The organism is Agromyces mangrovi (assembly GCF_030296695.1).
GTDB classification, from domain to species: domain Bacteria; phylum Actinomycetota; class Actinomycetes; order Actinomycetales; family Microbacteriaceae; genus Agromyces; species Agromyces mangrovi.
In genome coordinates this window covers 1,742,690-1,768,783 of record NZ_AP027737.1, presented here as the reverse complement: position 1 = coordinate 1,768,783, position 26,094 = coordinate 1,742,690, and the positions used below count along the sequence as shown (strand labels likewise).

Here is a 26,094-nt window from a genome sequence, read left to right as displayed (position 1 = left end):
TCCTGTCGCATCTGCTGTCGGCGTGCCGACTCGGTCCACTACGGCCACGGTATGAAGCCCTCATGGCGGACCACCCACCCCTCGAGTGGGAAGCCTGGCGCGTCCGATGCGCGCTCGCCCCACCCTGCGCACATCAGCGAGACCGCTGCGAGTAGTCCACCGTTGCCGGGGAGGTAGATGGGAAGCATGTTCCCCATTTGCGGATTGTGCCCATTCGCGAGGTAGGTGTTCTTCGCGGCGTCTCGCAGCAGCGCATCGACGGCGGCATTCGGGTCGCCGGTGCGCGTCGCGGCCATGGCGAGCATGGGGAAGTCCCACCCCCATGCTGTGTCCCAATCCCAGTGCGCGTTGACCCACTCGAGCGTGCGATGTTGCGTCGACGGATCGACGAGTGCGGTGGTCGGAACGACTCCGAGCGCCGCGAGCATGGACGGGTGGTCGTCGACCCGGGTGAATGGTTCGGTGGCGATGGCGGTGTAGATTCCGTCTCGTGTCGCCGGGCGAGCGAGACGAGCAAGCTGGTCGTCCCATGCAGCGAGCCGCGGGCGGCCGGATCGTTCGCGCCACAGCTGCGCGGTGTGCAACCCCCACCACCAGTACGCGAGCTCGAAGGTCGGGTCCTCGGTGGTGTGAGGATCGTAGAACTCCTGGGCCGGCATGATGGGCGCTTCGAGGTGGAACCCGTCGTCGCGCGACGCGGCGAATGAGGACATGAACGTGGCCGTCTCTTCAACGAGCACGTCAAGCCGACTCCGCAGCTCGTCGTCGATGCCCGCCCGGTGGAGCAGTTCCGCGAAGTAGATCACGTGCGGCTGCTGCCAGACCAGGAAGGACCCGATGTCGGTCGGGCTCTCCCTCCCGTCCGGACCGGTCTGCTTCGGCCACCGAGCGCCGGCGTATCCCTGCCGCCGTGCGGTATCACGAGCGACCCCGATCACCGACTCGTACCAGCTGATGCTGCGCGAGAGCAGGTCGGGGCGCCCCCAGGCGGCGAAGTGCGCGGCATGCCACCAGTGCATCTCGAGGTGGAACTTCCCTTGCCAGGAATTCGTCACGAGACCGGTCTCCTGCGGAGGCTGGTGGCCCGAGCAGTTGACGGCCGTGAGGTACTGTGACAGCACGATGCGTCGCTCGAGTTCGAGCGCCCGCGGGTCCGCACTGTCGACGAGTTCAACTGCTGCGCCCCGCGTCCAGAACGCTTCCCACCAGTCGGCGGATCGCTGCTCGGTCGCATGCACGGATCCCGCGGAGGCCGAGGCCGCGCCCGAGCCCGGAGCGAACTCGACCGTCAACTCGAGCGACTCTCGTTCCGACGCGAGCACGAACTCGTGAGTCGCCAACGGTTCGATGGTCCCCGAGTTCCAGTTCGCGCGAACCACGTACTCGGTGTCGTCGAGCGTCCGTGCGAACACGGCGCCGTCGTCCACGACCCGCAGCTCGGTGCGGTGGCGCTCGGGCGACGCCCAGTCGCTCGCGGGCGCGAAGTCCTCGCTCGCGTACGGGAACGAGAACCCGATGGCAAGCCGGCCATCGGCGAGAAGCGGCGAGTGGACACGGAAGGCGACCGTGGACGCCTCGGGATCGACGACCGTGGTGACTCGCACCTCGACGCCGAGGTACTCGAACCGACTCCTGATCGTTCCGGTCCAGAGGTCCAGTTCCTGTCGAATGCCCGAGAGGACCGCGGGGTCGGACTCCGGCGCCCCACCCCGCTCGGAGGAGAGCCGAAGTCCGATCCGGCCGAGGTCGATGCGCTGGGGATTGACGTGCAGCCACATCGCCGCGCGCGTGTCGTCCGTCACGGCCGTCTGCCCGAGGATCGTCGGAATGTCGAGCTTGTCCGGGTACGTGGCCTCGCCACGTGCGGTCCGGTACGTCGACATCGCATCCGAGAGGACGTACCCGTGCGGGTTCGGCATGCTGTGCCAGCCCCACGTGGCCATCGTTCCGGTGTCCACGACGAGCGCCCCCGTACGCACCGCCACCCGCGGATCATGCGAGTCCCGGAACGTCTGCATCCCGGTGATGTCGGCGGTGTATGCGAAGTCGCCATTTCCCACCGTGAGGGGGTTTCGGGCGTCGTGTGCGGTCAGTCGTACGGAGTGACGATCGACGAGCGCACGTCTGTCGATCGCACCTTTCGTGCTGCGATTCACGGTGAGCGCTCTCGCCTCCTCTGTGTCGGATCGCCCGACCTGCCCGACCGTTCAGACCGGCCGGGCAGATCGGGCGAAGTGCCTAGGACTTCGGCTGGAAGTCGTAGATATTCGGGAATGCGTTCGTGGGAAGCACCTCGACAGCCGTCTCGGCGTCGGTGGCGAAGCTGCCCTGCACCCGATAGAAGGGTGCGAACCACGCCTGCTCGACGATGTGGGTGTTCAGCTCCTGGACTGCGGAAGCCTGGGCTGCCGCGTCGCCGACCTGGATCTCTGCGATGAGCTCGTCGACCGTCGCGTCGCTGGAGCGGAACGGATTGAACGTGGCCGTCGGCGCGATCATGAACTGGATCAGCTGCCAGTCCGGATTCTGTTCCAGAGCCATGAAGGACGCAGGGTACTTCGGCGCAAGCAGGTCGGCGATAAAGTTCCCGGCGGGGACGTCGGTCTGCTCCACGGTGATGCCCACCTCGGCCAACTGCTGTGCGATGAGTGCGTAGATCGACTCAGGGAAAACCGATAGCGACGGCATCGAGATCGTCAGCCCGTCGTCGTAGCCTGCCTCCGCAAGCAACTCCCTCGCCATGGCCGGGTCGTACTCGTAGAAGCTGTCCAGCGACTCGTCGTACGCGTCCGATGTCGTGGGGAACACCTGAGTGGTGACGGTGCCGTATCCCAGCCCGACCGCCTCCAGCATCCCAGCACGGTCGAACGCGTAGTTGATCGCCTGGCGAACGCGCACGTCCCCCAGCGCGGGGTTCATCGACCCGGCACGGTCGAGCAGCAGCAGGCCCTGGAAATCGAGCTCGTTCGCGTTGATCGTCCATCCCGCTCCCTCGATCTGGTCGAGCGCGTCGTTGCCCGCCAGGCGTACACCGTTCGCCTCCCCGGCGAGAATGGCGTTGAGCGCTGCCGTGCCATCCGAGAGTACGTTGATCACGAGCTCGTCGTAGTGCTGGACGTCCGGATTCCAGTAGTCCGGATTCTTCGTGTACACGTAGGTCGTTCCGGTGACAGTGGCGCCCGTGTCGAGCATGTACGGCCCGGACCCCACCGGCGTCGTCGCGGTGTCCGGGGTGTCGAGGGAGTCCGAGGCACCCACGAGTCCAGCGTCCCGCGTCAAGTAGCTGACCAGGGCGGGATCCGGTGCGCTCAGGGTGATCACCACGGTGGCGTCGTCCGGAGCCTCGAAGGTGGAGACGTTGGCGAGGTAGCCGGCATCCGGACCGGTCCCGTCCTTGAATCGCTGCAGATTCGTGACCACGACATCGCCGGTCAGCTTCGACCCGTCCGTGAACGTCACATCGTCGCGCAGGGTGAGCGTCAGTTGCGTGTTGTCCTCGTTGTACGACCAGTCGGTCGCGAGCCAAGGCTCGATCTCACCCTCTGGCGTGGCGAGCAGGAGCGTATCGAACACCGCTTGGTAGAACGGAGAGGCGTTGCCCCACTGGGAACCTGCGGGGTCGAAGGTTGTGGGCGCACCGACGGCTCCGAGCGTGAGGCGCCCACCGCCCGCATCTGCGTTCTCAGTGCCTGCCGAGCACGCACTGACGGCCAGAGCCGTCGAGACGGCGAGCGCTGCGGTGGCCGCGGCCATCTTCCATCGGATCATCGTCGAGTCCTCTTTGATCTTCGGGGCGACACCACTGCGGATCGCCGGTAGGAACAGAAGCTATCACGAATTCTGAGTATGTATGTGTTTCTAGCGACGCCCTCGCCTGACCTCCCGTCCCGGTCCGGGCGTTCGGCACAACCGAACGCTCGATCCACCGAGCTAGAATTCCGAGGATGAGCAGACGGGCAGCACCGCGGGGCAGCTACGCGAAGAGCGCGGCCAGGAGGCTCGCGATCGGCCAAGCGGCCCTCGACCTCGTGAACGAGCGCGGCCACCGGGCCGTCACCTCGCTGCAGGTCGCACGGCGTGCTGAGATGAACGAGTCGACCGTGCTCTACCATTTCCCGACGCGCGAGGACCTCCTCGTGGCCGCGATGCAGCACGCCGAGCGCCATCCGATGGCGCGCATCGCGGATAGCGGCGTCCGCCTGTACGACATCGCTCCGGAACATGCGGCGATGGGCGTCGCCCACCTGAACTACAGCAGGCTATTCGTGGCGATGGCGGCGGAGGCGGCAGACCCGGAACATCCGGCACACGAGTGGTTCCTCCGACACAACGCGGCAAGCGTGGCGATCCTGGCACGTGACATCCGCGAACGACAGGAACGCGGCCTCGCCCACCCCTCGGTCGACGCGACCCAGGCGGCGCGACAGATCGTGGCCGTTTGGGACGGGCTCCAGGCGCAGTGGTTGATCGACCCGTCGTTCGACATCCGCGAGCAGCTCACCGCGGCGATGAACGCGATCACGCGGGCGAACGACCTCACTCCCGAGTCGCCACACGAGTCCGACGGAGACCCGGCCTCGGCGGGCAACTGATCTGAGTGTTTGTGAGTTTTCGCGACACACCCAGGGCTGCGAACTCCGGCGCCGAGGATCTCCCGCACCGGCTGCTCGCGCCGCATCCGCCCGTCCTCGATCAACCGCATCGCCGCGAACGCGGTGAACATCTTGCTGCCGCTGGCAGTGCCGAACTGCATCTCGGCGCTGATGGGCACCCGCAGCGCGCGATGCGCGAAGCCGTAGGTGCGCTCGACGACGCGCACATCGCCGACGTCGACCGCGACGACCCCGGAGAAGGGGCGTTGGGATGGGGCCGAGTCGAGCGTGTCGAGATCGATCGAGAACATGCGTCCCCCGCTCCGTCGATGAGTCGAGCCCGATGACCTGGAGTCACGCAGCGCGCGACCAGCGCAGCGTGCGGACGACGGCAACACCCTCGGCGGTGGTCAACGGGATGCGGATCACGAGCTCGCCGTCGATGATGTGCATCTCGCGGGTGACGATGCCGCCGACGTCGCTCGGGCTCAACGCGGCCGTCAGCGTCTGCGTGACCTCGCTCGTCCCCTCATCGACGACGTACGTACCGAAGTACGCGTCGTAGCCGCCGACCGCCGTGCTGTTGTTCGACGAGATCCGGCCCGCCTGCCGCGCGGCGACGGCGGCCGCTCCCCGGAGTCGGCGACGTCTCGGTCTCGACGCATGAACTGGGCGGCAAAGTTGCCCCCGCGATCGTAGGTCAGCAGGCCGAGGGGGTCGGCCCCGAGGCTCGGCTCCGGAACGACGGACCCGTCCTCCACGTGGTCGACCCGCGAGTGCAGACGCCACGTGCCGATCAGATCCGCCGCGAGCGTCATGCGGGCTAGGGTACGCCTGTCCGGCCGAATCCGTGGCGCAGGCAGCGCGCTGCTGCGTCGTACCCGGAGTCGGCCGGACGGACGCACGACCCGCATCGACTCGTCGGCGTGGGCACGAGGCCGCCCCGAGTCTGCCGATCGACGACTCGCGCGCACGCGATCTGACGACTGATTTCTCCGCAAATTGACGACTCAAAGGCGTACAATCTGACGATCGGAACAGTTGGGAAGACCATGCGGTACATCGAGCGCGTCGCAGATGGCGAGCTCGACCGGGCGCTCAGGCGTGCGGGGGCTGTTCTCGTCGAAGGCCCAAGGGCTTGCGGAAAGTCGGTCACGGCTGGTCGACGAGCCGCGAGTACGGTCAGACTCGATTCCGATCCATCCATTGCCGCCCAGGTCGCCGTCGACCCGGCGCTCGTACTCGAGGGGCCGTCCCCCCGGCTTCTCGACGAGTGGCAGTTGTATCCGACGCTCTGGAACGCCGTGCGACACGCAGTGGACGACGCGCACGAGCGCGGTCGGTTCATCCTCACCGGTTCCACGGCACCGACCGGCGACGCCATCCGCCACTCCGGGGCGGGCCGCTTCGCGCGGCTCCGGATGCGCACCATGTCGCTCTGGGAGTCCGGGCACTCCGACGGGCGCGTCTCGCTCGAGGCGCTGCTCACCGGAGAGCCACCGCGGGCGAGCGAGTCAGGACTCGGCTTCGACGATCTGCTGCGATGCATCGCCAACGGCGGCTGGCCCGGCTTCGTCGGCCTCGATGAGCACGAGACCGTCGAGAGCATCCAGGACTACGCGGACACCGTCGCGAACGTCGACGTGGACTCAGCGGGGAAGGTCCGTGACTCCGCGCGGGTGCGCAGGCTCATGGTCGCCCTCGCGCGCAACGTTGCCACCGAGGTGACCGTCTCGACCCTCGCGCGCGACGAGGCGTCGCTGTCTCGTGATGCGGTTCGCGAGTACCTCGACGCGCTGTCCCGCATCTTCGTCATCGAGGACCAACCCGCCTGGTCGGCGCACCTGCGCTCCTCGGCCACACTCCGACAGGAGCCAAAGCGACACTTCTGCGATCCCTCGCTCGCGCTCTCGCTGGTCGGCGGCGACGCTACCGCACTGAGAGGAGACCTGCGGTACGCCGGTCAACTGTTCGAGTCACTCGCGGTGCATGACCTGCGGGTGCTCTCCCAGCCGCTCGGCGGCGCAGTCTTCCACGCGCGGGACTCCACAGGTCGCGAGGTCGACGCGATCGTGCAGCTGCGCGACGGGTCATGGGCGGGCTTCGAGGTCAAGCTCGGTGCGAGCGCCGAGGCGGTCGATACCGCCGCTGCCTCCCTTGCCGCGTTCGCCGACAATGTCAGGGGCGATCGTGCACCTGTGCTCACGGTGATCACGGGAATGGGCGCGTCCTACCGACGGGCCGACGGGGTCAACGTCGTCGCGATCGGCTCGCTCGGTCCGTAGACGGCGTGACCTCAGCTGCATCCGCCCTCACTGCGGCGCGCTGGGCGGTGCGAGCTGCCGTGCGCCGTCGACGACATGATCGACCCGCAAGGGCACACACCACGAGCGACGCCGGCCCTCAGGGCCGACCGCCGCCGCCGCCTCCGCCCATCATCTGGTTGGTCAGGGCGGTGATCTGCGAGCCGTTGACGACGACGGTGCCTCCGGTGAGGGTGCCCGTGCCGTCGAAGTCGAACGCGGACTGCGCGGTGACGTCGATCGATCCGCCGGTGATCGTGAGGTCGCCGTTGCTGTCGAACGCGTCGGTGTCGCCCGAGCCCATCACCACGGTGATCTCGCCGCCGTTGACGGTGATGCTCAGTCCGCTCGTCACGATGGCGGATGCTGCCGCGTTGATGCCGTCGTCGGAAGCGTTCACGGTGATGTCGCCGTCGTCGATCACGATGACGGGCGCTTCGATGCCCTCGACCGAGGAGACGATGTCGATCGTGCCTCCCGTGATCGTCACCTGCTGCTCGGCCTTCACCGCGTCGTCGCCCGTGGTGATCGTGATGTCGCCATCGGTGATGATGAGCTGACCCTCGCCGGCGTCGGTGTCGTTGCTGGACTTGAGGCCGTCGCCGGCCGCGTCGATCGTGATCGTGCCGCCGCTGATGGTCAGCGAGTCCTTCCCACGGATCCCGTCGTCGGCGCTCGTCACCGTGATCGTGCCCGACTCGATCGACAGGTCGTCCTTGCCGACGATCCCGTCGGCGAACTCGGCGGTGACGTCCAGCGTCCCGGTGCCGGTGACGATCAGGTCGTCGGCGGAGTAGACGGCGCCATCGATCTCCTCGTCGCTGCGGGTGGACGAGTCGGAGACGGTGTTGGTCGTGCCGTCGGCCAGCTCGATGACGGTCGTCTCGGCGCTGTCGACCTGGATGGCCGCGCCGTCGGCGCTGTCGATGGTCACGCCGTCGAGGATGATGCGCACGTCCCCGTCGGTGTCGACGACGACCTGCCCGGTCGTCGAGCCGCTGACGACGTAGGTGCCCGCCTCGGCGATGGTGAGCCCGTCGTCGGTGAGATCGACCTCCGTCGTCGGCAGCCCGCTCCAGTCGATGTCGCCGCTGACCGTGCTCGTCTCGACGGTGGTCGTCTCGGCCGACGCGGAACTGGATGTCGTAGCGGAGGTGTCCGCGGTCGAGTCCGCAAGTGTCGTCGTGCAGCCGGTGAAGAGCAGCGCGGAGGTGAGCAGGGCGGCAGTGGTGAGGGTGAGTCGTCTCATGATGGGTCCTCGGGTCGGAGTCTCGTGGTCTGACTCCGACGACACCATCCGCGCCTATCCGGTTCCTATGCGCCTCCTATGCCGAAACCTTGGCGCCGCCGCGAAGACCCGGAGGCCGCGATAGCCCGCGCCGCGTCCCTACGCCCCCTTGAGCCGCTCCGCCAGGTACCCGAACAGGCGGTCGAGCGAGACGCGCTCCTGGCCCATCGTGTCGCGGTCGCGCACGGTGACGGCGCGGTCGTCGAGCGAGTCGAAGTCGACCGTGACGCAGAACGGGGTGCCGATCTCGTCCTGGCGGCGGTAGCGGCGGCCGATGGCGCCGGCGTCGTCGAAGTCGACGTTCCACTGCTCGCGCAGCGACGAGGCGACCTCGCGGGCGATCGGCGAGAGCTTCTCGTTGCGCGACAGCGGCAGCACGGCGGCCTTGACCGGCGCGAGGCGCGGGTCGAGCTTCAGCACGGTGCGGGTGTCGGTGCCGCCCTTGGCGTTCTGCACTTCTTCCTGGTGGTACGCGTCCACCAGGAAGGCCATGAGCGAGCGGGTCAGGCCCGCCGCGGGCTCGATGACGTACGGCGTCCAGCGCTCATTCTTCGACTGGTCGAAGTACGAGAGGTCCTTGCCGGAGTGCTTGGTGTGCGTGCCGAGGTCGAAGTCGGTGCGGTTGGCGACGCCCTCGAGCTCGCCCCAGTCGCCGCCGGCGAAGCCGAAGCGGTACTCGATGTCGACGGTGCGCTTGGAGTAGTGCGACAGCTTCTCCTGCGCGTGCTCGTAGCGGCGCAGGTTCTCGGGGTCGATGCCGAGGTCGGTGTACCAGTTCCAGCGGGTGTCGAGCCAGTACTCGAACCACTCGTCGTCGGTGCCGGGCTCGACGAAGAACTCCATCTCCATCTGCTCGAACTCGCGGGTGCGGAAGATGAAGTTGCCGGGCGTGATCTCGTTGCGGAACGACTTGCCGATCTGGCCGATGCCGAACGGCGGCTTCATGCGCGCCGCCTGCAGCACGTTGGCGAAGTTCACGAAGATGCCCTGGGCGGTCTCGGGGCGCAGGTAGTGCAGGCCGGCCTCGTCGTCGACCGGGCCGAGGAAGGTCTTCAGCAGCCCCGAGAACGCGCGCGGTTCGGTCCAGCGGCCACGGGTGCCGCAGTTCGCGCAGACGACCTCGTCGAGGCCACCCACGGGCGCGCGGCCCTTCTTGTTCTCGAACTCCTCGATGAGGTGGTCCTCGCGGTACCGCTTGTGGCACTGCTGGCACTCGACGAGCGGGTCGGAGAACACCTCGACATGGCCGGATGCCTCCCACACCTGCTTCGGCAGGATCACCGACGAGTCGAGGCCGACGACGTCGTCGCGGCCCTGCACCATGGTCTTCCACCACTGGCGCTTGATGTTCTCCTTGAGCTCCACGCCGAGGGGGCCGTAGTCCCACGCAGACCGGGATCCGCCGTAGATCTCCCCCGCCTGGAAGACGAACCCGCGGTGCTGGGCGAGGGTGATGACGGAATCGAGTCGGCTGGGTGCGGCCACGGTGGCTCCAATGGTCCTTCGGGAGGGGGTCGGGCGGATGCGCCCGAAAACGTACGACTCCCTATCCTACGGGCGACGAGACGCCCGAACTGCCCGTAGGTTGGGAGCACCACGAGCGGGAGGGGCTGCGATGGCGGATCGGGTCGGTCGGGCGACGAAGTATCGGATGCCCCCGCCCGAGGAGGCCACCGACACCGAACTCTCCCGGCGCACCGAGTCCCGCTTCGGGTCGGCGTTCGGCCGGCTGCTGCGCTTCCTCGTGCGCGCGCCGCTCAGCGTCGCCCTCGCGGCGCTGCTCGCGGTGAACCACGTGCTCCAGGGGCATCCGCTCGCCCCCATCGACGACGCGCTGCTCGAGCAGTTCGGCGCCGGTGTCGTGCCGACGCTCGAGGACGCCCGCTGGTGGACGGTGCTCACGGCGTCGGGGTTCGCGTCGGGCCCGATCGAGGCGCTCGTCGGCATCGTGGCCGCACTGCTGCTGCTCGGCGCGGCCGAGCGCGTGATGGGCACGTTCCGAACGCTGGTCGCCGGCATCGTCACGGGAGCGGCCGGCTACGGCATCGGCATCGCGATCCAGGCGGCGGGCGCGTGGGCCGGCGAGTGGTGGGCGCTCGCGACGGCGGACGTCGTGACGGTCGACCCCCTGCCCGGCATCCTCGGCGCGCTCATGGCGTCGAGCGCCTACATGCAGCGACTCTGGGCGACCCGCACCCGCGTCGCCGTGCTCACGGTCGTGCTGGTCTTCGTGCTGTACTCGGGCGACCCGCAGCACCTGTACCGCCTGTTCGCGGCCCTCGTGGGCCTGCTGCTCGGCGCGGTGTTCCAGGGCAATCCCTCGTCGCTCCGGCCCCGGCGTGCCTCCTACCGCGAGGTGCGCGCGCTGCTCGCCACCGTCGTCGCCGCGGGCGCCCTCGGCCCCGTCGTCGCCGTCATGAACCCCGGCGCGTTCACGCCGTTCTCGCTGCTGTCGGCGAACCTCGACCCGGCGATCGACGCCGACCGCATCGGCGCGCGCTGCGACCGCTTCTCGTCGGCCGCGTGCGACGAGGCGATCATCGTCGCGAGCACCTCGGGCGTCGGACCGTTCCTGCTCACGATGGTGCCGGTCGCGCTGCTGCTCATCGCCGCCTGGGGCATCAACCGGGGGCGGCGATTCGCGCTGTGGCTCGCGATCGTCGTGAACCTCTCGATCGCGCTCTCCGCGTTCGTCGCGTTCGACGTCGCCGAAGCCGTCGCCGAGTTCCAGGCCGCCGACGTGGACTACGGCGAACTCATCGTGTGGGTCGTCGCGGCGTGCGCGCTGCCCGTGGCCATCGCCGTGCTGCTCATCGCGCTGCGCCGCAGGGTCGCGCTGCCGAGCCCGCGCGGCGGCGTCGTGCAGTTCCTGAGCGTCGTGCTGCTGACGGGCGGCGTGCTCTCGGCCATCTACTTCATGCTCGGGTTCACGGCGCTCAGCTCGTTCGTGCCCGACGCGAGCATCGGCGACCTCGCGATCGACACGGTCAAGCGCTTCCTGCCGCCGCACATCGTGGCGACCATCGATCCGCTGATGCTGCCGTCGGGCACCGTCGCGTTCATCGCGCACCAGTGGGTGGGCGTGCTGTTCTGGGCGGTGTTCGCCGTCGCATCCGTCGCCCTGCTGCGCCGCACCGATTCGCGCAGCTCGCTCACCGACCAGCGCCTCATGCACACGCTGCTCGAGCGGCACGGCGGCGGCACCCTCGGCTACCTCGGCACCTGGCACGGCACGTCGTACTGGTTCGCAGACGACCTCGACGCGGGCGTCTCGTTCCGGCTCGAGAACGGGGTCGCCCTCGCGATCTCCGATCCGGTGTGCGCGCCGGAGCGCCTCGACGAGGTGGTGGCCGGCTTCGTCGACTACTGCGACCGACACGGCTGGACGCCCGTGTTCTACAGCGCGCACGAGGCGACGCGCGCGGCGACCGACCGCCTCGGCTGGCACGCGATCTCGGTCGGCGAGGAGACGCGCATCGACCCGACCGTCGTGGCGTTCCGCGGCAAGGCGTGGGCGAAGGTGCGGCAGCCGCTCAACCGGGGCATCCGCGAGGGCCTCACGACCGTGTGGAGCTCGTGGCGCGACCTGCCGCTGCCGGTGCAGGGCCGGGTCTCGGCGATCTCGGAGCAGTGGGTGTCGGAGAAGGCGCTGCCCGAGATGGGGTTCACGCTCGGCGGCATGGACGAGGTGCGCGACCCGAGCGTGCGGCTCATGCTCGCGGTCGACGCCGACGAGCACGTGCACGGCGTGACGAGCTGGCTGCCGGTGCACAGCGATGGACGCCTCGTGGGCTGGACGATCGACTTCATGCGCCGCTCCGACGACGCGATGCCCGGCGTCATGGAGTTCCTCATCGCCTCGGCGGCGCTGCACATGAAGGAGGAGGGGCTCACCGTGCTGAGCCTCTCGGGCGCCCCGCTCGCGACGAAGCCGGTGCCCGAGGGCGAGACCCCGCCCGAGCCGACCGCGATCGACCACGTGCTCGCCTTCCTCGCCCGCACGCTCGAGCCCGCCTACGGGTTCGCGTCGCTGTTCCGCTTCAAGGCGAAGTTCAACCCGCAGTACGACACGCTCTGGCTGACCTACGCCGACCCGGCCGCGCTGCCGGCCATCGCGGTGGCGCTCTCGCGCGCGTACCTGCCGCGGGTGACGCCGAAGCAGGCTGTCGCGCTGACCCGCACGGTGGTGCGGTGACGGGCGCCGCTTCCGGGCCCGGCGGCGCAGCCCTCGCCGACATCCCGGTCGCGGCGATCGCCCTCGTGCGCGACCGCCGCGTGCTCATGGTCACCGCGCGCGGCCGCGACGTGTGGTTCATGCCGGGCGGCAAGGTCGACCGGGGCGAGGGCGGGGCGGATGCCGCCGCGCGCGAGGCGCGCGAGGAGGTCGCGCTCGAGCTCGACCCCGCTCGCCTCGACGAGCTCTTCGAGGTCGCGACCCAGGCGCACGGCGAGCCCGACGGGCGGCTCGTGCGCATGCGGGTCTTCCGGGCAGTGACGGATGCCTCGCCGCATCCCTCCGCCGAGATCGACGCGGTGCACTGGGCGGCGACCGACGACGCGTGGCGCTGCCCGCCCGCGGGCGCGGAGGTGCTGCGGCTGCTCGGGGCGGCGGGGCTGATCGACTGACGGCCGGCCCGTGGCATCCGCTCGGGTAGCCTGTGCGGAGCGTGGCGGGACGCCGCGGGTTCGACGCTCGGGTCAGCGAGAGGGGGCGCGGTGGCATCCGATCTCGGCGACGTGAACGGACCCGCCCGCGTGCTGCACCCGGAGACGTTCCTGCGCCCCGGCCGGGCCGACGCGATCACGCTGCTCGTGCTGCGCTGCCTGAAGGTCAGCTTCATCACGCTGCTGTGCGCGGGCGCGTCGCTGGCGTTCGTGACGGGCAACCTCACCGAGGAGGCCGTCGCGCGCCTCACGAGCCCGGGCGAGTTCATCCGCGCGGCACTGTCGCCGCTGATCGGCATCGTCGCGGCGATCGTGATCCACTTCGCGGTCGGGTGGGTTGCGCTGCTCGTCGCACTGCCGCTCAGCGGACGGGCGTGGACGCCGGGCACCTCGGCCGAGTCGCGCTGGCGGCGCTTCCGCGACGTGCTGCACGTGACGAGCGCGTACCGGGCGATCCGCTGGACCTGGGCGGTGCGCGGTGCCGCGGTCGAGCGCGCCGGTCGCACGGGTCGCGTGCTCGTCGTGTGCGAGGCGGTCATCCGCGTCGCGAACTGGCTGGCGCCGTTCGGCTTCATCTTCGTCGTCTACCTGAACCAGGTGGCCTGATGGTGCAGCGAATCGGCGTGGGCGCTCCGCTGTCGCGGCTCGCGAAGTGGTGGTGGTGGTCGCTCGACTACGTCTACGCCGGCTGGCGCCAGGCCGCGCTGCTGTGGGACGGCCGCGCGCCGCGTCGGTGGCTGCGCGGCGACCCGACGCTGCCCGAGGTGGTGCTGCTGCCCGGCATCTACGAGCACTGGTCGTTCGTGCGCCCCATGGGCGACGCGCTCAACGCGGCGGGGTACCGGGTGCTGGCCGTGCACGGCATGGGCGCGAACCGAGCCGACATCGCGGGGACGTCGGAGAAGCTCGGCCGGGCGCTCGCGCGGCGGCGCACGCCCGCGGCCGGCCGCGTCATCGTCGGGCACAGCAAGGGCGGGCTCATCGGCAAGCACCTGCTGGTGGCCGACCTCGCGGGGGCGGGGCGAGCGGATGCCCCGGGGCCGGAAGCCATCGCACGCGGCCCCCTCGGCATCATCGGCGTCGTCGGCATCGCCACCCCGTTCGGCGGGTCGACGCGCGCCTGGCTGCTGCAGCAGGACCCGAGCATCCGTGCGCTGCGGCCCGACGACCCGGTCATCGCCGCCCTGCGCGCCGCGGCATCCGTCAACTCCCGCATCGCGTCGATCCACCCGGTGTGGGACCCGCACGTGCCGAACGGCAGCGAGCTCGACGGCGCGCACAACGTCGAGGTGCCGGTCGCCGGCCACTTCCTCGTCATGCGGGCGCCGGCCACGGTCGACGCCGTGCGCGACGCGATCGACCGCCTCGCGGCATCCGCCGCCCCTGCCTCGGAGTAGCTAGAAGACGTACTCGAGCAGGTCGAGGCCCATCGCGCGCATGCCGTCGAGCACCGAAAGGCGCGCGGGCAGGCCGGTGTCGGCGAAGTACATCGAGACCGCGTAGGCGACGCCCGCGCGCGGGCCGCGCAGCACGCCGACCTCCGAGCGCACACCGCGGTCGGTGCCGGTCTTGTTTATGAGCAGCAGGCCGTGGTCGGGCTCGCGGTGAGCGAGGGGGTCGAGGCCGTAGGCGGATGCCACGAGCGAGAGGTCCGAGTTGAGCGACAGCCACCCGACGACCCGCCGCGACACCTCGGGCGTGACGATCTCGCCGCGCGCGAGGGCCGCGAACAGCCAGGTGAGCTCGCGCGTCGAGCCGATCGACAGCTGCGGCGCGTCGTCGGGGCCACGGTGGTCGCGCACGAGGTCGAGCAGCGCGGTGCGGGTGAGGCCGAGCGACTCGGTGCGGGCGCGCACCGCCTCGAGGCCGATCTCGCGCAGCAGCACGTTGGTCGCGAGGTTGTCGCTCGTCGCGCCGACCAGCGCGGCGAGGTCGGCGACCGGCAGCGACGGCGCCTGCAGGTGCTGCCAGATGCCCGAGTCGGCGACCGCATCGAGCGGCTCGCGGTCGAGGATGCGGAAGCCGTCCATGCCCGGCCCCGAGAGCTGCGAGGCGACCTCCACCAGCAGCAGCACCTTGCCGATCGACGCGGTCGGCATGATCACGTCGTCGTCGACCGAGAACAGCACGCGACCCGACGCGAGGTCGGTGGCCCGCGCCGACACCTGCACGCCCGCGAGCGACAGCTCCCCGAGCGCCGCGAACCCCCGGGTGAAGTTGTCGTTCGGCTCGTCGGCGCGACGACGACCCTGCCGGCGCTCGGCGCGCCGCGAACGGCGCTCCGACTCCTGCGACGTCACCACGGGTGTTCGCTGCTCTCTGTTCGGTCGGCGCTCCCCGCCGCGTCACGCGGCGCGCACGAGATGTTCGGTCAGGTGTGCGTGGGTCGGGTCACCAGATGGAGACCCGCTCTGATGGGTCGAGCCAGGCCGCGTCGTCGGGCGTGACCCCGAACGTGGCGTAGTACTCGTCGATGTTGCGGACGATCTGGTTGCAGCGGAACTCGTTCGGCGAGTGCGGGTCGATGGCCAGCAGCCGGATGACCTCCTCGTCGCGCCCCTTCTGCTGCCACGCCTGCGCCCAGGAGAGGAAGAACCGCTGCGCGCCGGTGAGGCCGTCGATCACGGGCGGCTCCTCGCCGCCGAGGGAGAGCACGTACGCCTTCCACGCGATCGCGAGGCCGCCCAGGTCGCCGATGTTCTCGCCGATCGTGAGCGCGCCGTTCACGTGGTGCTCGTCGCCGTCGAGCTGCGCGGGCACCAGCGCCTCGTACTGCGCGATGAGCGCGCCCGTGCGCTCCTCGAACGCGGCGCGGTCGGCCTCGGTCCACCAGTCGGTGAGGCGGCCGTCGCCGTCGTAGCGCGAGCCCTGGTCGTCGAATCCGTGGCCGATCTCGTGGCCGATCACGGCGCCGATCGCGCCGTAGTTCGCGGCCGGGTCGCGGGTCTCGTCGAAGAACGGGAACTGCAGGATGGCGGCCGGGAAGACGATCTCGTTGAAGCCCGGGTTGTAGTACGCGTTGATCGTCTGCGGGGTCATGAACCACTCGTCGCGGTCGATCGGCGAGCCGATCTTGCCGAGCTCGCGCAGGAACTCGAACTCGGTGCCCGCGGCCACGTTGCCCGCCAGGTCGTCGGCCGAGATCTCGAGGTTCGAGTAGTCGCGCCACTTCACGGGGTAGCCGATCTTCGGCGTGAACTTCGCGAGCTTGTCGAGTGCGCGCTCGCGCGTCTCCTCGCCCATCCAGTCGAGCGAGCCGATCGACTGCCGGTACGCCTCGACCAGGTTGGCGACGAGCTCGTCCATCGCGACCTTCGCGGCCGGCGGGAAGTGCCGCTCGACGTAGATGCGGCCGACGGCCTCGCCCATGACGCGCTCGACGAGCGAGACGCCGCGCTTCCACCGCTCGCGCATCTGCGGGGTGCCGGTGAGGGTGCGGCCGTAGAAGTCGAAGTTCGCCTCGACGAAGGCGTCCGACAGGTAGGCCGCATTCGCGCGGATCACCTGCCAGGCCAGCCAGTCGCGCCAGGCGGGGAGCCGGTCGTCGGTGAGGAGCGCGGCCAGCCCCTCGGTGAACGACGGCTCGCGCAGCACGAGCTCGTCGAACGCCCCGTCGGGCACGCCCATGCCGTCGCGCCACAGCTCCAGCGGAGCATCCGTCACCGTCGCCGCGAACACCCCGGCGACGTCGGCCCAGGTGCGCAGGTTGTAGGTCTTCTGGCTGTCGCGGGTCGCGACGTTGTCCCAGTGGCTCGCGGCGATCGCGGTCTCGAGCTCGAACACGCGGGCGGCGCGACCGGCGGCGTCGTCGAGCGCGGCGAGCGCGAACATGCGCTCGAGGTGGGCGACGTACGCGTCGCGCACGCCGGCGAAGCGCTCCTCGCGGTAGTAGCTCTCGTCGGGCAGGCCGATGCCGCCCTGCTCCACGAGCACGAGGTAGCGCTCGGGGTTGCCCGGGTCGTTGTCGATGAACAGCTGGTAGAACCCGCCCATGCCGCGGCGCTCGAGGCTGCCGATGGTCGTGAGCAGGTCGGCGACGGATGCCACCTCGGCGGCCTCTTCCAGCGGCCCGGCGATCGGCGTGGCGCCGAGCTCCTCGACGCGTGCCTCGTCCATGAAGCTCGTGTAGAGGTCGCCGACCTTGCGGGCCTCGGTGCCGGGCTCCGCGGTCTGCGCCTCCTCGATGATGGCGCGCACCGCCTGCTCGGCCTCGTCGTTGAGCACGTGGAACGAGCCGTAGCGCGCCTTGTCCTCGGGAATCTCGGTGCGGGCGATCCACTTGCCGTTGACGTGTGCGAACAGGTCGTCCTGCGGGCGCACGGCATCGTCGAGTTCGTCGAGGATGATGCCGGAGCCGAGGGTCGCGTCGGGGGTCTCTGCGATGGGGGCCTGGGTCATGGGCTCCAGCCTAAGCGCTCGCGGCGGCGTTTCGGCGGGTCGGTTCCGCGGGCCGAACGAGGTGAGGTTCCGTCATGCGATCGGGCGCCCGACTCCGCCCCGATCCGCGTTCCCCAGCGGCCGTCGCGCATACTGGATTCCTCATGAATACGCTGCTCAACATCATCTGGCTGGTGCTCTCGGGCTTCTGGCTCTTCCTCGGCTACGCGGTCGCCGCGCTCGTGATGTTCGTGCTGATCCTGACGATCCCCTGGGGCATCGCCGCGTGGCGCGTCGGCGTCTACGCCCTCTGGCCGTTCGGCAAGACGATCGTCGACAAGCCGACCGCCGGCGTCGGCTCGTTCCTCGGCAACGTGGTCTGGGTGATCCTCGCCGGCTGGTGGCTCGCGATCGGGCACATCGTGACGGGCCTCCTGCTCTGCATCACGATCATCGGCATCCCGCTCGGCATCGCGAACTTCAAGCTCGTGCCCGTCTCGCTGATGCCCCTCGGCAAGGACATCGTCGACATCCGGTGAGCGAGCGGATGCCCCTGAGCCGCCGCCCGCACCGCTCGTGACGGGCGACCCGGCCGACGCGCCCGACGCCTCCCGTGGCGGCGGCTCCGATGCCCGCGGCGACGAGTCCCCGCGCGCTCCCGCGGCCGGGGGCGCCTCCGGGTCGCGCTCACCCGTCCGGCGGGATGACGCATCGCCACGCGACCCGGTCCTCGCGGACCGCCGCACGGTCGACCGCGACATCCTCCGGCTGGCCGTGCCCGCGCTCGGCGCCCTCATCGCCGAGCCCCTGTTCCTCCTCGCCGACACCGCCATGGTCGGCCACCTCGGCGCCACGCCGCTCGCGGGCCTCGGGCTGGCGAGCGCCCTGCTCCAGACGATCATCGGCCTGATGGTGTTCCTCGCCTACGCCACGACCCCGGCCGTCGCCCGCAGGCTCGGCGCGGGCGACCTGCGCGGCGCCGTCTCGTCGGGCGTCGACGGGCTCTGGCTCGCGACCGGCCTCGGCGTGGTGATCGCGGTCGCCGGGTGGTTCGCGACCCCGCTGCTCGTCGGCGCGTTCGGGGCGTCGGGCGCGGTCGCTGCAGAGGCATCCGTCTACCTCTCGATCTCGATGGCCGGGCTGCCCGCCATGCTGCTGGTGTTCGCCGCGACCGGACTGCTGCGCGGCCTGCAGGACACGCGCACCCCGCTGTGGGTCGCCGGCCTCGGATTCGGCGCGAACATCGTGCTGAACTACCTCTTCATCTACGTGGCCGGCTGGGGCATCGCGGGGTCGGCGATCGGCACGGTCGTGGCGCAGTGGGGCATGGTCGTCGTCTACCTCGTGGTGATCGCGCGGCACGCGCGTCGGGTGGGCGCGAGCTGGCTGCCGCGTCACGTCGGCGTGCTGCAGGGGGCCGCGTCGGGTGGGTGGCTCTTCCTGCGCACGCTCAGCCTGCGGGCGGCGATGCTGCTCGCCGTGTGGGCGGCGACGGTGCTCGGCACCGACGAGCTGGCCGCGTTCCAGGTGGCGATGACGCTGTACGCGACGCTGGCGTTCGCGCTCGACGCGCTCGCGATCGCGGCACAGGCGCTGGTGGGCAAGGGGCTCGGCGCGGGCGACGCGTCGGGAGTGCGCGCGGTGCTGCGGCGATGCCTCGAGTGGGGCATCGGCGCCGGCATGGTGCTCGGGGCGGTCGTCGTCGCGACCGCGTGGGTGCTGCCGGGGCTGTTCACCTCGTCGCAGGCGGTCATCGACCTGCTGCCGTGGACGCTCGTCGTCCTGGGCGTCTCGACCCCGCTCGCGGGGCTCGTGTTCGTGCTCGACGGCGTGCTCATCGGCGCCGGCGACGCGCGCTACCTCGCCTGGACCGGCCTCGTGAATCTCGCGGCCTTCGTGCCGCTCGCCCTCGCGGTCGTCTGGTGGGCGGATGCCGTGGCCGGCCTCCCCGGCGCCGCGACGCTCGCCCTGCTCATGGCCGCCTTCGCGCTCGGCTACCTCGCCGCCCGCGCGGTCACCCTGTCGTTCCGCGCCCGCGGCACCCGCTGGATGGTCCTCGGCGCCCGCTGACGCGCGCGCTCGCCACGTCCCTTCGCTCGCCCCGCGCCGCACCTCCCCCGCGCCACCCCCTCACGCGCTGCCGCTCCCCCGCGCCACCCCTCCGCCTCTCCGGCCCCTTCCCCCAACGACCACCGCCCGCCGCTGGTGCGCAAGACGTGGTTTCGACGCCCGTTCGCCACGACGTGCGCACCAGCAGCGCTCCGGCGCGAGAGCCGCTGGTGCGCGAATCGTGGGATCGGGGCCCGTCGACCACAGGTTGCGCACCAGCGGCGGACGCAGTCGGCGGCTAGCGTGTGCGGATGGGGTACTTCGTGGTGGTGCTGCCGGTCGAGCGGATGCGGGTGGGCGACGAGTTCCCGGTCGGCACGTGGCCGCTGCACCTGACCGTGATTCCGCCGTTCCGCGCGCCGGCGGACGCCGACGAGGTCGCGGCCGTGCTCACGGATGCGTCGGCCGAGGCATCCGCCCTGCCCGTGCGCCTCGGCGCCGACGCGATGTTCGGCCGGAGGCACGACGTGCCGGTGCGCCTCGTCGAGGACCCCGACGGCGTCGAGATGGCGCTGCACGTGCACCTGCTCGACGCGCTCGTGCGCGTCGCCGTGCGGCCCGATGCGCTCGATCACGTGGGCGCGGGCCATCGCCCGCACATCACGCACCAGCCCGACGCCCGCACCGAGCAGGGCGACCGCCTCGTGCTGCGCCAGCTCGCGCTCGTCGACATGCGCCCGCCCGGCGGCGGCCGCCGCGTCGCCTGGGTGCGCGACCTCCCCGAGCGCTGAGGCGGGAGCTCACCCCGGCCCGCCCAGCGCCGACCGCACCACCCGCTCGCCCGCGGCACGCCGACCGCACCCGCTCGCCCTCCCACGCCTGCACCGGCACGTGCCGATCGCACGGGCCCGTCCGAGTCACACGGGCACACGCTCCAGCACGGGCCCGTGTGATTTCGACGGGCCGGCGCCGGGTGGCGCTGCCGGACCGGCACGTGCCAGTCGCACGGGCACGTCGAACTCGTTCCGGCACGCCGAGTTCGACGTGCCAGAACGATCACGACGTGCCGGGGCGAGGCGGCCGCAACGTCAGGCGCCGCCGGGCGCGCCGAGCCACTCGCGCGCGGCCGCCACGAGCGCGGTCACGCCGGTGTCGATCGTCGGCTGCGGCAGCGGGGCGAACAGGGGCGAGTGGTTCGCCGGCAGCGTCGGCTCGATCGTGCCGAGCGGGCCCGTGAACAGCTCGGGCGCGAACCCGCCGAGGAACCAGTACACGAGCGGCGCGCCGACGGCGGATGCGAGGATGCCGACGTCCTCGCTGCCCGTGATCTGGCCGGGGTCGCCGACGTGTGCATCGCCGAGCGCCGCCCGCAGGGCGCCGGCCGTGCGCTCGGTCGCGTCGGGATCGTTGAACGTGACGGGGTAGTCCTCGCCGTACGTGAACTCGGGCGGTCGGGGCGCGGCAGAGGCATCCGATTCGGCCCGGATGATGCGCTCGACCGACGCGAGCAGCTTCGCCCGCACGTCGGGGTCGAAGCTGCGCAGCGAGATCTCGAGCGTCGCCTCGGCCGGGATGATGTTGCTCTTCGTGCCGGCGTGGATCGCGCCGACCGACACGACCGCCGTCTGCTTCGGCGAGATCTCGCGCGACACGACCGTCTGCAGGCGCATCACGGCGGCCGCCGCCATCACGACCGGGTCGATCGCTGTCTCCGGGCGCGATCCGTGGCCGCCCTGGCCGAACATGCGCGCGGTGATGGCGTTCACGGCGGCCATCGCCGGCCCGGAGTGCACCACGACGGTACCCGCCGGGAAGCCCGAGACGTGCTGCCCGAGCACCACGTCGGGCGTCGGCACCTTGTCGTACAGGCCGTCCTCGACCATCGCCTTCGCCCCGCCGTCGCGCTCCTCCGACGGCTGGAACACCGCGATGAGCGTGCCGCGCCACTGCGCCTTCTCGTCGACGAGCCGCTCGACCGCACCGACGAGGCACGTCATGTGCACGTCGTGCCCGCACGCGTGCATCACGGGCACGTCGCGCCCCATCGGGTCGACGCCGCGCGCCTCGCTCGCGTACGGCAGGCCGGTCTCCTCGTGCACGGGTAGGCCGTCCATGTCGGCGCGCAGCAGCACGGTCGGGCCGTCGCCGTTGCGCAGCACCGCGGCGACGCCGGTGCCCGCGATGCCCGCGAACACCTCGAGCCCGAGGTCGGTCATGCGCTCGGCGACGACGGCCGCGGTGCGATGCTCCGCGAACGAGAGCTCCGGATGCTCGTGCAGGTCGAAGTACAACGCCTCGAGGTCGATCGCCATGGTCGTCAGCCTAGGGGCGGGCGCCGCGCGGGAACAGGGGCGGCGCGTCCCCCGGGTCGAGGCGAGCGGATGCCACGGGCAGACCCGCCACCGCGCGAAAACATGCAACTCCGTGCGACACGCCGCCTCGTTGCATGTGTTCGCGGCGGATGCGCCGAATCTGCATGTTCTCCCGCGGCGAAGGACGGCGGGAGCACCGCCGGGGCGATCGAGCGGATGCCACGGGGCCCGCTGCGCCCGTAGCGAGAACATGCAACTCCGTGCGGCACGCCGCCTCGTTGCATGTTTTCGCCGCCATGCATCAGATCTGCATGTTTTCGCTACGCGAGCGCACGGCAGGCGGTCGAGCGGATGCCTCGGGGCCGCGTCTCACCCGGTCGGCGCGGTCAGGCGGCAGCGCGGTCAGGCGGCGGCGCGGTCAGGCGGCAGCGCGGTCAGGCGGCAGCGCGGTCAGGCGGCAGCGCGGTCAGGCGCGCGGCGGCGCCGTCGTGTCGCCGACGTGCAGCTCGCTCGTGAAGCGCACCGACTCGGGGCGCTCGCCCGCGAGCATGCGCACGATCGCCTCGCCGGCGGCGCGGCCCTTCGCGACCGACGGCTGCACGAGCGTGGTGAGGTCGGCCTGGAGGCCGTCGGGGCGGATGCCGTCGAAGCCGAGCACGCTCAGTTCCTCGGGCACGCGGATGCCGAGCTCCTCGGCCGCGCGGATCACGCCGGCCGCGAGCAGGTCGCTCTGCGCGATGACCGCGGTCGGCCGGCCGGCCGGGTCGCGCAGCAGCTCGCGCGCGGCCTCGAGACCCTCCTCGATCGATGATCCGCCGGCCACGCGCCCTCCGATCGACGGGAACACGTCGCGCGCGCCGCGCAGCCGCTCGCTCGCGGTGTCGGCGGTGCCGGCGTGCTCGAGGTCGGCGGTGAGCGGTCCGCGCGTGCGGGCGGCGTCGAAGGGCAGCGTCACGATCGCGACATCCGTGTGCCCCAGCGACCGCAGGTACTCCGCGCCGGCGCGCGTCGCCTCGCGGTTGTCGATGCCGATCTCGACGACGTCGTCGCCCGGGTCGCCCTCGATCGCGACGGCCGGGATGCCCCGTCGACGCAGCACCTCGACCGACTCGCCGAGGCGCGGGCTGCAGCCGACGAGCACGACGGCGTCGAGCGGGGCGTCCTCGATCGACACGGCGTTCGCGCCGCGCCCGGTCTCGGTGAGCAGCAGCACGCCGGCGCCGAGCGGCGCGATCGCGTCGGAGATGCCGTCGAGCATCTGGATCTTCACGGGGTCGAGGAACGCCGAGCGCACGCGCTCCTCGAGCACGACGCCGACGATGCCCGAGCGGCCGCGCCGCAGCGAGCGGGCGCGGGGGTCGGGCCCGGCGTAGCCGAGTTCGGATGCGGCGGCGAGGACGCGCTCCTTCGTGGCATCCGACACCGGGCCCGAGCCCGAGAACGCGAGCGACGCGGTCGAGGCGGAGACCCCGGCGCGCGCCGCGACGTCCGCGAGCGTGCAGCGCGTGGGCTGCTCGACGGTGGTGGCGTCGGTGGGCATTCGGTCCTCGGGGGTTGCGGTGGTGGTCGCGAGTCACGGCGGCGAGCGGGGCGGATGCCTCGGGACGGCGTCCACCCATGGTGCGCCATCGCGGCGCTTGTCCCGTTCTCCGTGCACAGGGTAGTCTAGTCGAATCGATTCGACCCCGCTCGGGGCGAACCATCCCCACTCCAGCGAGATTCGATGACCAGCCCCGCCCCGCAGACGCAGCCCACCTTCGTGCCCTCCGGCAGCACGCGCGATCGCCGCGAGCTCGCCGCGTGGCGCAACGCCATGTTCGCCACGTTCTTCCTGGCGGGCTTCGGCCTCGCCGCCTGGGTCGCTCGCCTGCCCGCGATCCGCGACGACGTCGGCCTCTCGACCGCGTCGGTCGGGCTCGTGCTGCTCGCCGGCTCCGGGGCATCCGTCGTCGGCCTCATCATCGCGCCGCCCGTGCTCGCCCGCATGGGCGCCCGCGCGGGCATGGTGACCGGCCTGTCGACCGCGGCCCTCGGCCTCGTCGCGATCGGCATCGGCTCGACGCTCTTCGGCTCGCTGCCCCTGGTCGCGATCGGCCTGGCCCTGTTCGGGCTCGGCAACGGCGCGGTCGACGTGATGATGAACGTCGACGCCGCTGAGGCGGAGCGAGAGATCGGCCGCACGATCATGCCGCTCATGCACGCGTTCTTCAGCTTCGGCACGGTCGCCGGCGCCGCGCTCGCGGCGGCGCTCACCTCGTTCGGCACGTCGGTCGCCGTGCACCTCGGCGCGGTCGCGGTCGTCGTCGTGGTCGGCGTGGTCATCGCCGTGCGCTTCGTGCCGCGTCGCGACGAGGTCGGCGACCCGGCCCCGCACGACGACGAGGCGACGGATGCCCCGGGGCGCCGGCCCTGGTCGGATCGCCTGCGCGCGGGGCTCAGCGTCTGGGGCGACCCCCGCCTGCTGCTCATCGGCGTGGTCGTGCTCGGCATGGCGTTCGCCGAGGGGTCGGCGAACGACTGGATCGCCATCGCGACCGTCGACGGCCACGGCTTCGACGAGACGGCGGGCGCGCTCATGCTCACCGCGTTCATGGTCGCGATGACGGCCGGCCGCGTGCTCGGCGGGCCGGTGCTCGACCGGTTCGGTCGCGTGCCCGTGCTGCGGGCGCTCGCGGTCATCGCCGTATCGGGCCTCGCGCTGTTCATCTTCGGCACCGAGACCTGGATGCTCGTGGCCGGCGCCGTGCTCTGGGGCCTCGGCGCGTCGCTCGGCTTCCCCGTCGGCATGTCGGCCGCGGCCGACCACCCGACGCAGTCGGCCGCCCGCGTGAGCGCCGTGGCGATCATCGGCTACATGGCGTTCCTCGTCGGCCCGCCGCTCATCGGGTTCCTCGGCGAGGCGTTCGGCATCCTCAACGGGCTGCTCGTCGTGCTCGGGCTCATGGTGCTCTCGGGCCTCGCGGCGCCCGCCGCGCGCGAGCGCTCGCGCACGGCCGCGGGCGAGCCGGAGGCATCCGTCACCGGCCCGTAGAATCGCACGGTGCGCCTCGTCATCGCCCGCTGCTCCGTCGACTACGCCGGCCGTCTCTCGGCGCACCTGCCGCTCGCCACGCGGCTGCTCGTGCTGAAGGCCGACGGCAGCGTGCTCGTGCACTCCGACGGCGGCAGCTACAAGCCGCTGAACTGGATGAGCCCGCCGTGCGCGCTCGCGGTCGAGGCGCCCGACGACGAGCAGGCCGCCGCCGGCATCACCGAGCGCTGGCGCGTGACCCACGCGAAGACCGACGACCAGCTCATCGTGTCGGTGCACGAGGTGCTGCACGACTCGGCGCACGAGCTCGGCGTCGACCCGGGCCTGCAGAAGGACGGCGTCGAGTCGCACCTGCAGGCGCTGCTCGCCGAGCAGATCGACCTCCTCGGCGACGGCTACCGCCTCGTGCGCCGCGAGTACATGACCGCGATCGGGCCGGTCGACATCCTGGCGACGGATGCCTCGGGCGCATCGGTCGCAGTCGAGCTGAAGCGCCGCGGCGACATCGACGGCGTCGAGCAGCTCACCCGCTACCTCGAGCTGATGAACCGCGACCCGCTGCTCGCACCGGTGCAGGGCGTGTTCGCCGCGCAGGAGATCAAGCCGCAGGCGCGCACGCTCGCCGAGGACCGCGGCATCCGCTGCGTCGTGCTCGACTACGACGCCATGAAGGGCGTCGACAGCGGGCGGCCGACGCTCTTCTGACCCGGCCGGGCACGCACCCGGATAGCCGCGGGGTACCCCCGAACGCGGTGAGAGCGTTTTCAGCGTTCGGGCGTACCATGGCCGCCGTGTCCGAATCCATTTCCCCCACGCCGACCGCGACCCGAAGCTGGTCGGCCGTGCTCCTCGACCTCGACGGCACCGTCACCGACTCGGCGCCGGGCATCATCGACTCGCTGAAGCACACCTTCACCACGCTCGGCCTCCCCGTTCCGAACGACGACGAGCTCACCCTGTTCGTCGGCCCTCCCCTGACCGACACCATGCGCATGCACGGCGGCTTCAACGACGAGCAGACCATGCACGCCATCGACGTCTACCGCGACCACTACGCGGGGCACGCGCTGCACGCGCCGGTCTTCCCCGGCATGGCGGGCCTCATCGAGGCGCTCGGCATGAGCGACATCCCGCTCTCGCTGGCCACGAGCAAGCCCGAGCTGCTGGCCACGAAGATCCTCGAGCACCACGGCCTCGCGCAGCACTTCGACGTGATCGTCGGCGCGAGCGAAGACGAGACGCGCTCGGCCAAGAGCGACATCGTCGCCGAGGCGCTGCGCCGCCTGCGCGAGCGGGGCGTCGACGTGTCGAACCCCGTCATGGTCGGCGACCGCGGCTACGACGCGCTCGGCGCGGCCGTGAACGACGTGCCGACGATCATGGTCGAGTGGGGCTACGGCTCGCCGCTCGAGGCGGGCGAGGCGATGGCGGTCGTGCACTCGATCGAGCAGCTGCGCGCCCGCCTGCTGGGCTGACC

At 71.2% G+C, this 26,094-nt stretch carries 22 protein-coding genes and 2 pseudogenes; 13 read left to right on the top strand and 11 right to left on the bottom strand.

What is annotated here, in order from left to right:
* Positions 1 to 38: 38 nt before the first annotated feature.
* Positions 39 to 1,292 carry a hypothetical protein gene (locus tag QUE38_RS08365; protein ID WP_286311516.1) on the bottom strand — a complete coding sequence of 418 codons (1,254 nt, stop codon included), beginning with the start codon at positions 1,290 to 1,292 and terminating at the stop codon, positions 39 to 41.
* A 946-nt stretch (positions 1,293 to 2,238) separates the two neighbouring features.
* On the bottom strand, positions 2,239 to 3,768 hold the full coding sequence (locus QUE38_RS08360) for an ABC transporter substrate-binding protein (RefSeq protein WP_286311513.1): 1,530 nt from the start codon (positions 3,766 to 3,768) through the stop codon (positions 2,239 to 2,241).
* Between the two features lie 176 nt (positions 3,769 to 3,944).
* On the opposite strand from QUE38_RS08360, the pseudogene QUE38_RS17565 reads away from it, so the two are divergent.
* Both QUE38_RS17565 and QUE38_RS08355 read left to right on the top strand, forming a co-directional pair.
* A pseudogene (locus QUE38_RS17565) lies at positions 3,945 to 4,085 on the top strand (hypothetical protein); the annotation flags it as partial.
* A gap of 51 nt (positions 4,086 to 4,136) precedes the next feature.
* On the top strand, positions 4,137 to 4,592 hold the full coding sequence (locus tag QUE38_RS08355; protein ID WP_286311899.1) for a hypothetical protein: 456 nt from the start codon (positions 4,137 to 4,139) through the stop codon (positions 4,590 to 4,592).
* Positions 4,593 to 4,705: 113 nt separating this feature from the next.
* On the opposite strand, the pseudogene QUE38_RS08350 reads toward QUE38_RS08355, so the two are convergent.
* From QUE38_RS08350 to QUE38_RS08345, 3 genes and pseudogenes are all read right to left on the bottom strand, one after another.
* Positions 4,706 to 4,903: pseudogene (locus QUE38_RS08350) on the bottom strand (serine hydrolase); the annotation flags it as partial.
* Between the two features lie 43 nt (positions 4,904 to 4,946).
* Entirely contained in the window at positions 4,947 to 5,084 is a 138-nt protein-coding gene (locus QUE38_RS17560) for a hypothetical protein (protein ID WP_350227616.1), read from the bottom strand.
* Positions 5,085 to 5,092: 8 nt separating this feature from the next.
* The gene (locus QUE38_RS08345; protein ID WP_350227615.1) at positions 5,093 to 5,410 is read right to left on the bottom strand and encodes a lipocalin-like domain-containing protein; all 318 of its coding nucleotides are present in this window, start codon (positions 5,408 to 5,410) and stop codon (positions 5,093 to 5,095) included.
* Between the two features lie 234 nt (positions 5,411 to 5,644).
* Between QUE38_RS08345 and QUE38_RS08340 the strand changes: the two genes are divergently transcribed.
* Positions 5,645 to 6,877 (top strand): ATP-binding protein, encoded by a 1,233-nt coding sequence (locus QUE38_RS08340; RefSeq protein ID WP_286311512.1) that lies wholly within the window; start codon positions 5,645 to 5,647, stop codon positions 6,875 to 6,877.
* 118 nt (positions 6,878 to 6,995) lie between these two features.
* Here the strand turns inward: QUE38_RS08340 and QUE38_RS08335 are convergent, their stop codons facing one another.
* Positions 6,996 to 8,144 (bottom strand): carbohydrate-binding domain-containing protein, encoded by a 1,149-nt coding sequence (locus tag QUE38_RS08335; RefSeq protein WP_286311511.1) that lies wholly within the window; start codon positions 8,142 to 8,144, stop codon positions 6,996 to 6,998.
* A 138-nt stretch (positions 8,145 to 8,282) separates the two neighbouring features.
* Entirely contained in the window at positions 8,283 to 9,668 is a 1,386-nt protein-coding gene (locus QUE38_RS08330) for a glycine--tRNA ligase (protein WP_286311508.1), read from the bottom strand.
* 130 nt (positions 9,669 to 9,798) lie between these two features.
* Here QUE38_RS08330 and QUE38_RS08325 point away from each other — a divergent pair, with 130 nt between their 5' ends.
* The 4 genes from QUE38_RS08325 to QUE38_RS08310 all read left to right on the top strand — a co-directional run bounded on the left by QUE38_RS08325 (position 9,799) and on the right by QUE38_RS08310 (position 14,245).
* Complete coding sequence (locus QUE38_RS08325; protein ID WP_286311506.1) at positions 9,799 to 12,378, top strand: bifunctional lysylphosphatidylglycerol flippase/synthetase MprF; 2,580 nt, start codon at positions 9,799 to 9,801, stop codon at positions 12,376 to 12,378.
* On the top strand, positions 12,375 to 12,809 hold the full coding sequence (locus QUE38_RS08320; RefSeq protein ID WP_286311502.1) for an NUDIX domain-containing protein: 435 nt from the start codon (positions 12,375 to 12,377) through the stop codon (positions 12,807 to 12,809). The genes QUE38_RS08325 and QUE38_RS08320 overlap by 4 nt, the downstream gene beginning before the upstream one ends.
* A gap of 90 nt (positions 12,810 to 12,899) precedes the next feature.
* A complete protein-coding gene (locus QUE38_RS08315) occupies positions 12,900 to 13,454 on the top strand; it encodes a hypothetical protein (protein ID WP_286311500.1) in 555 nt (184 codons plus the stop codon).
* The gene (locus QUE38_RS08310) at positions 13,454 to 14,245 is read left to right on the top strand and encodes an esterase/lipase family protein (protein WP_286311498.1); all 792 of its coding nucleotides are present in this window, start codon (positions 13,454 to 13,456) and stop codon (positions 14,243 to 14,245) included. The genes QUE38_RS08315 and QUE38_RS08310 overlap by 1 nt, the downstream gene beginning before the upstream one ends.
* Here QUE38_RS08310 and QUE38_RS08305 read toward each other — a convergent pair whose 3' ends face one another.
* Entirely contained in the window at positions 14,246 to 15,151 is a 906-nt protein-coding gene (locus tag QUE38_RS08305) for a serine hydrolase (protein WP_286311496.1), read from the bottom strand.
* 88 nt (positions 15,152 to 15,239) lie between these two features.
* On the bottom strand, positions 15,240 to 17,246 hold the full coding sequence (locus tag QUE38_RS08300; protein WP_286311492.1) for a M13 family metallopeptidase: 2,007 nt from the start codon (positions 17,244 to 17,246) through the stop codon (positions 15,240 to 15,242).
* 143 nt (positions 17,247 to 17,389) lie between these two features.
* On the opposite strand from QUE38_RS08300, the gene QUE38_RS08295 reads away from it, so the two are divergent.
* The 3 genes from QUE38_RS08295 to QUE38_RS08285 all read left to right on the top strand — a co-directional run bounded on the left by QUE38_RS08295 (position 17,390) and on the right by QUE38_RS08285 (position 20,065).
* A complete protein-coding gene (locus tag QUE38_RS08295) occupies positions 17,390 to 17,764 on the top strand; it encodes a YccF domain-containing protein (protein ID WP_286311491.1) in 375 nt (124 codons plus the stop codon).
* 292 nt (positions 17,765 to 18,056) lie between these two features.
* Positions 18,057 to 19,295 carry an MATE family efflux transporter gene (locus tag QUE38_RS08290; protein WP_350227640.1) on the top strand — a complete coding sequence of 413 codons (1,239 nt, stop codon included), beginning with the start codon at positions 18,057 to 18,059 and terminating at the stop codon, positions 19,293 to 19,295.
* Between the two features lie 290 nt (positions 19,296 to 19,585).
* A complete protein-coding gene (locus QUE38_RS08285; protein ID WP_286311489.1) occupies positions 19,586 to 20,065 on the top strand; it encodes a 2'-5' RNA ligase family protein in 480 nt (159 codons plus the stop codon).
* 297 nt (positions 20,066 to 20,362) lie between these two features.
* Here the strand turns inward: QUE38_RS08285 and QUE38_RS08280 are convergent, their stop codons facing one another.
* Both QUE38_RS08280 and QUE38_RS08275 read right to left on the bottom strand, forming a co-directional pair.
* On the bottom strand, positions 20,363 to 21,586 hold the full coding sequence (locus QUE38_RS08280; protein WP_286311487.1) for an amidohydrolase: 1,224 nt from the start codon (positions 21,584 to 21,586) through the stop codon (positions 20,363 to 20,365).
* Between the two features lie 466 nt (positions 21,587 to 22,052).
* Positions 22,053 to 23,126, bottom strand: coding sequence for a LacI family DNA-binding transcriptional regulator (locus tag QUE38_RS08275; protein WP_286311485.1), 1,074 nt, complete (start codon positions 23,124 to 23,126; stop codon positions 22,053 to 22,055).
* A gap of 183 nt (positions 23,127 to 23,309) precedes the next feature.
* Here QUE38_RS08275 and QUE38_RS08270 point away from each other — a divergent pair, with 183 nt between their 5' ends.
* From QUE38_RS08270 to QUE38_RS08260, 3 genes are all read left to right on the top strand, one after another.
* Positions 23,310 to 24,617: an MFS transporter gene (locus QUE38_RS08270; RefSeq protein ID WP_286311482.1), complete on the top strand. Its 1,308-nt coding sequence runs from the start codon at positions 23,310 to 23,312 to the stop codon at positions 24,615 to 24,617.
* A 9-nt stretch (positions 24,618 to 24,626) separates the two neighbouring features.
* Entirely contained in the window at positions 24,627 to 25,322 is a 696-nt protein-coding gene (gene nucS, locus QUE38_RS08265; protein WP_286311480.1) for an endonuclease NucS, read from the top strand.
* 86 nt (positions 25,323 to 25,408) lie between these two features.
* Positions 25,409 to 26,092, top strand: coding sequence for an HAD hydrolase-like protein (locus QUE38_RS08260; protein WP_286311478.1), 684 nt, complete (start codon positions 25,409 to 25,411; stop codon positions 26,090 to 26,092).
* The last annotated feature ends 2 nt before the right edge of the window (positions 26,093 to 26,094 follow it).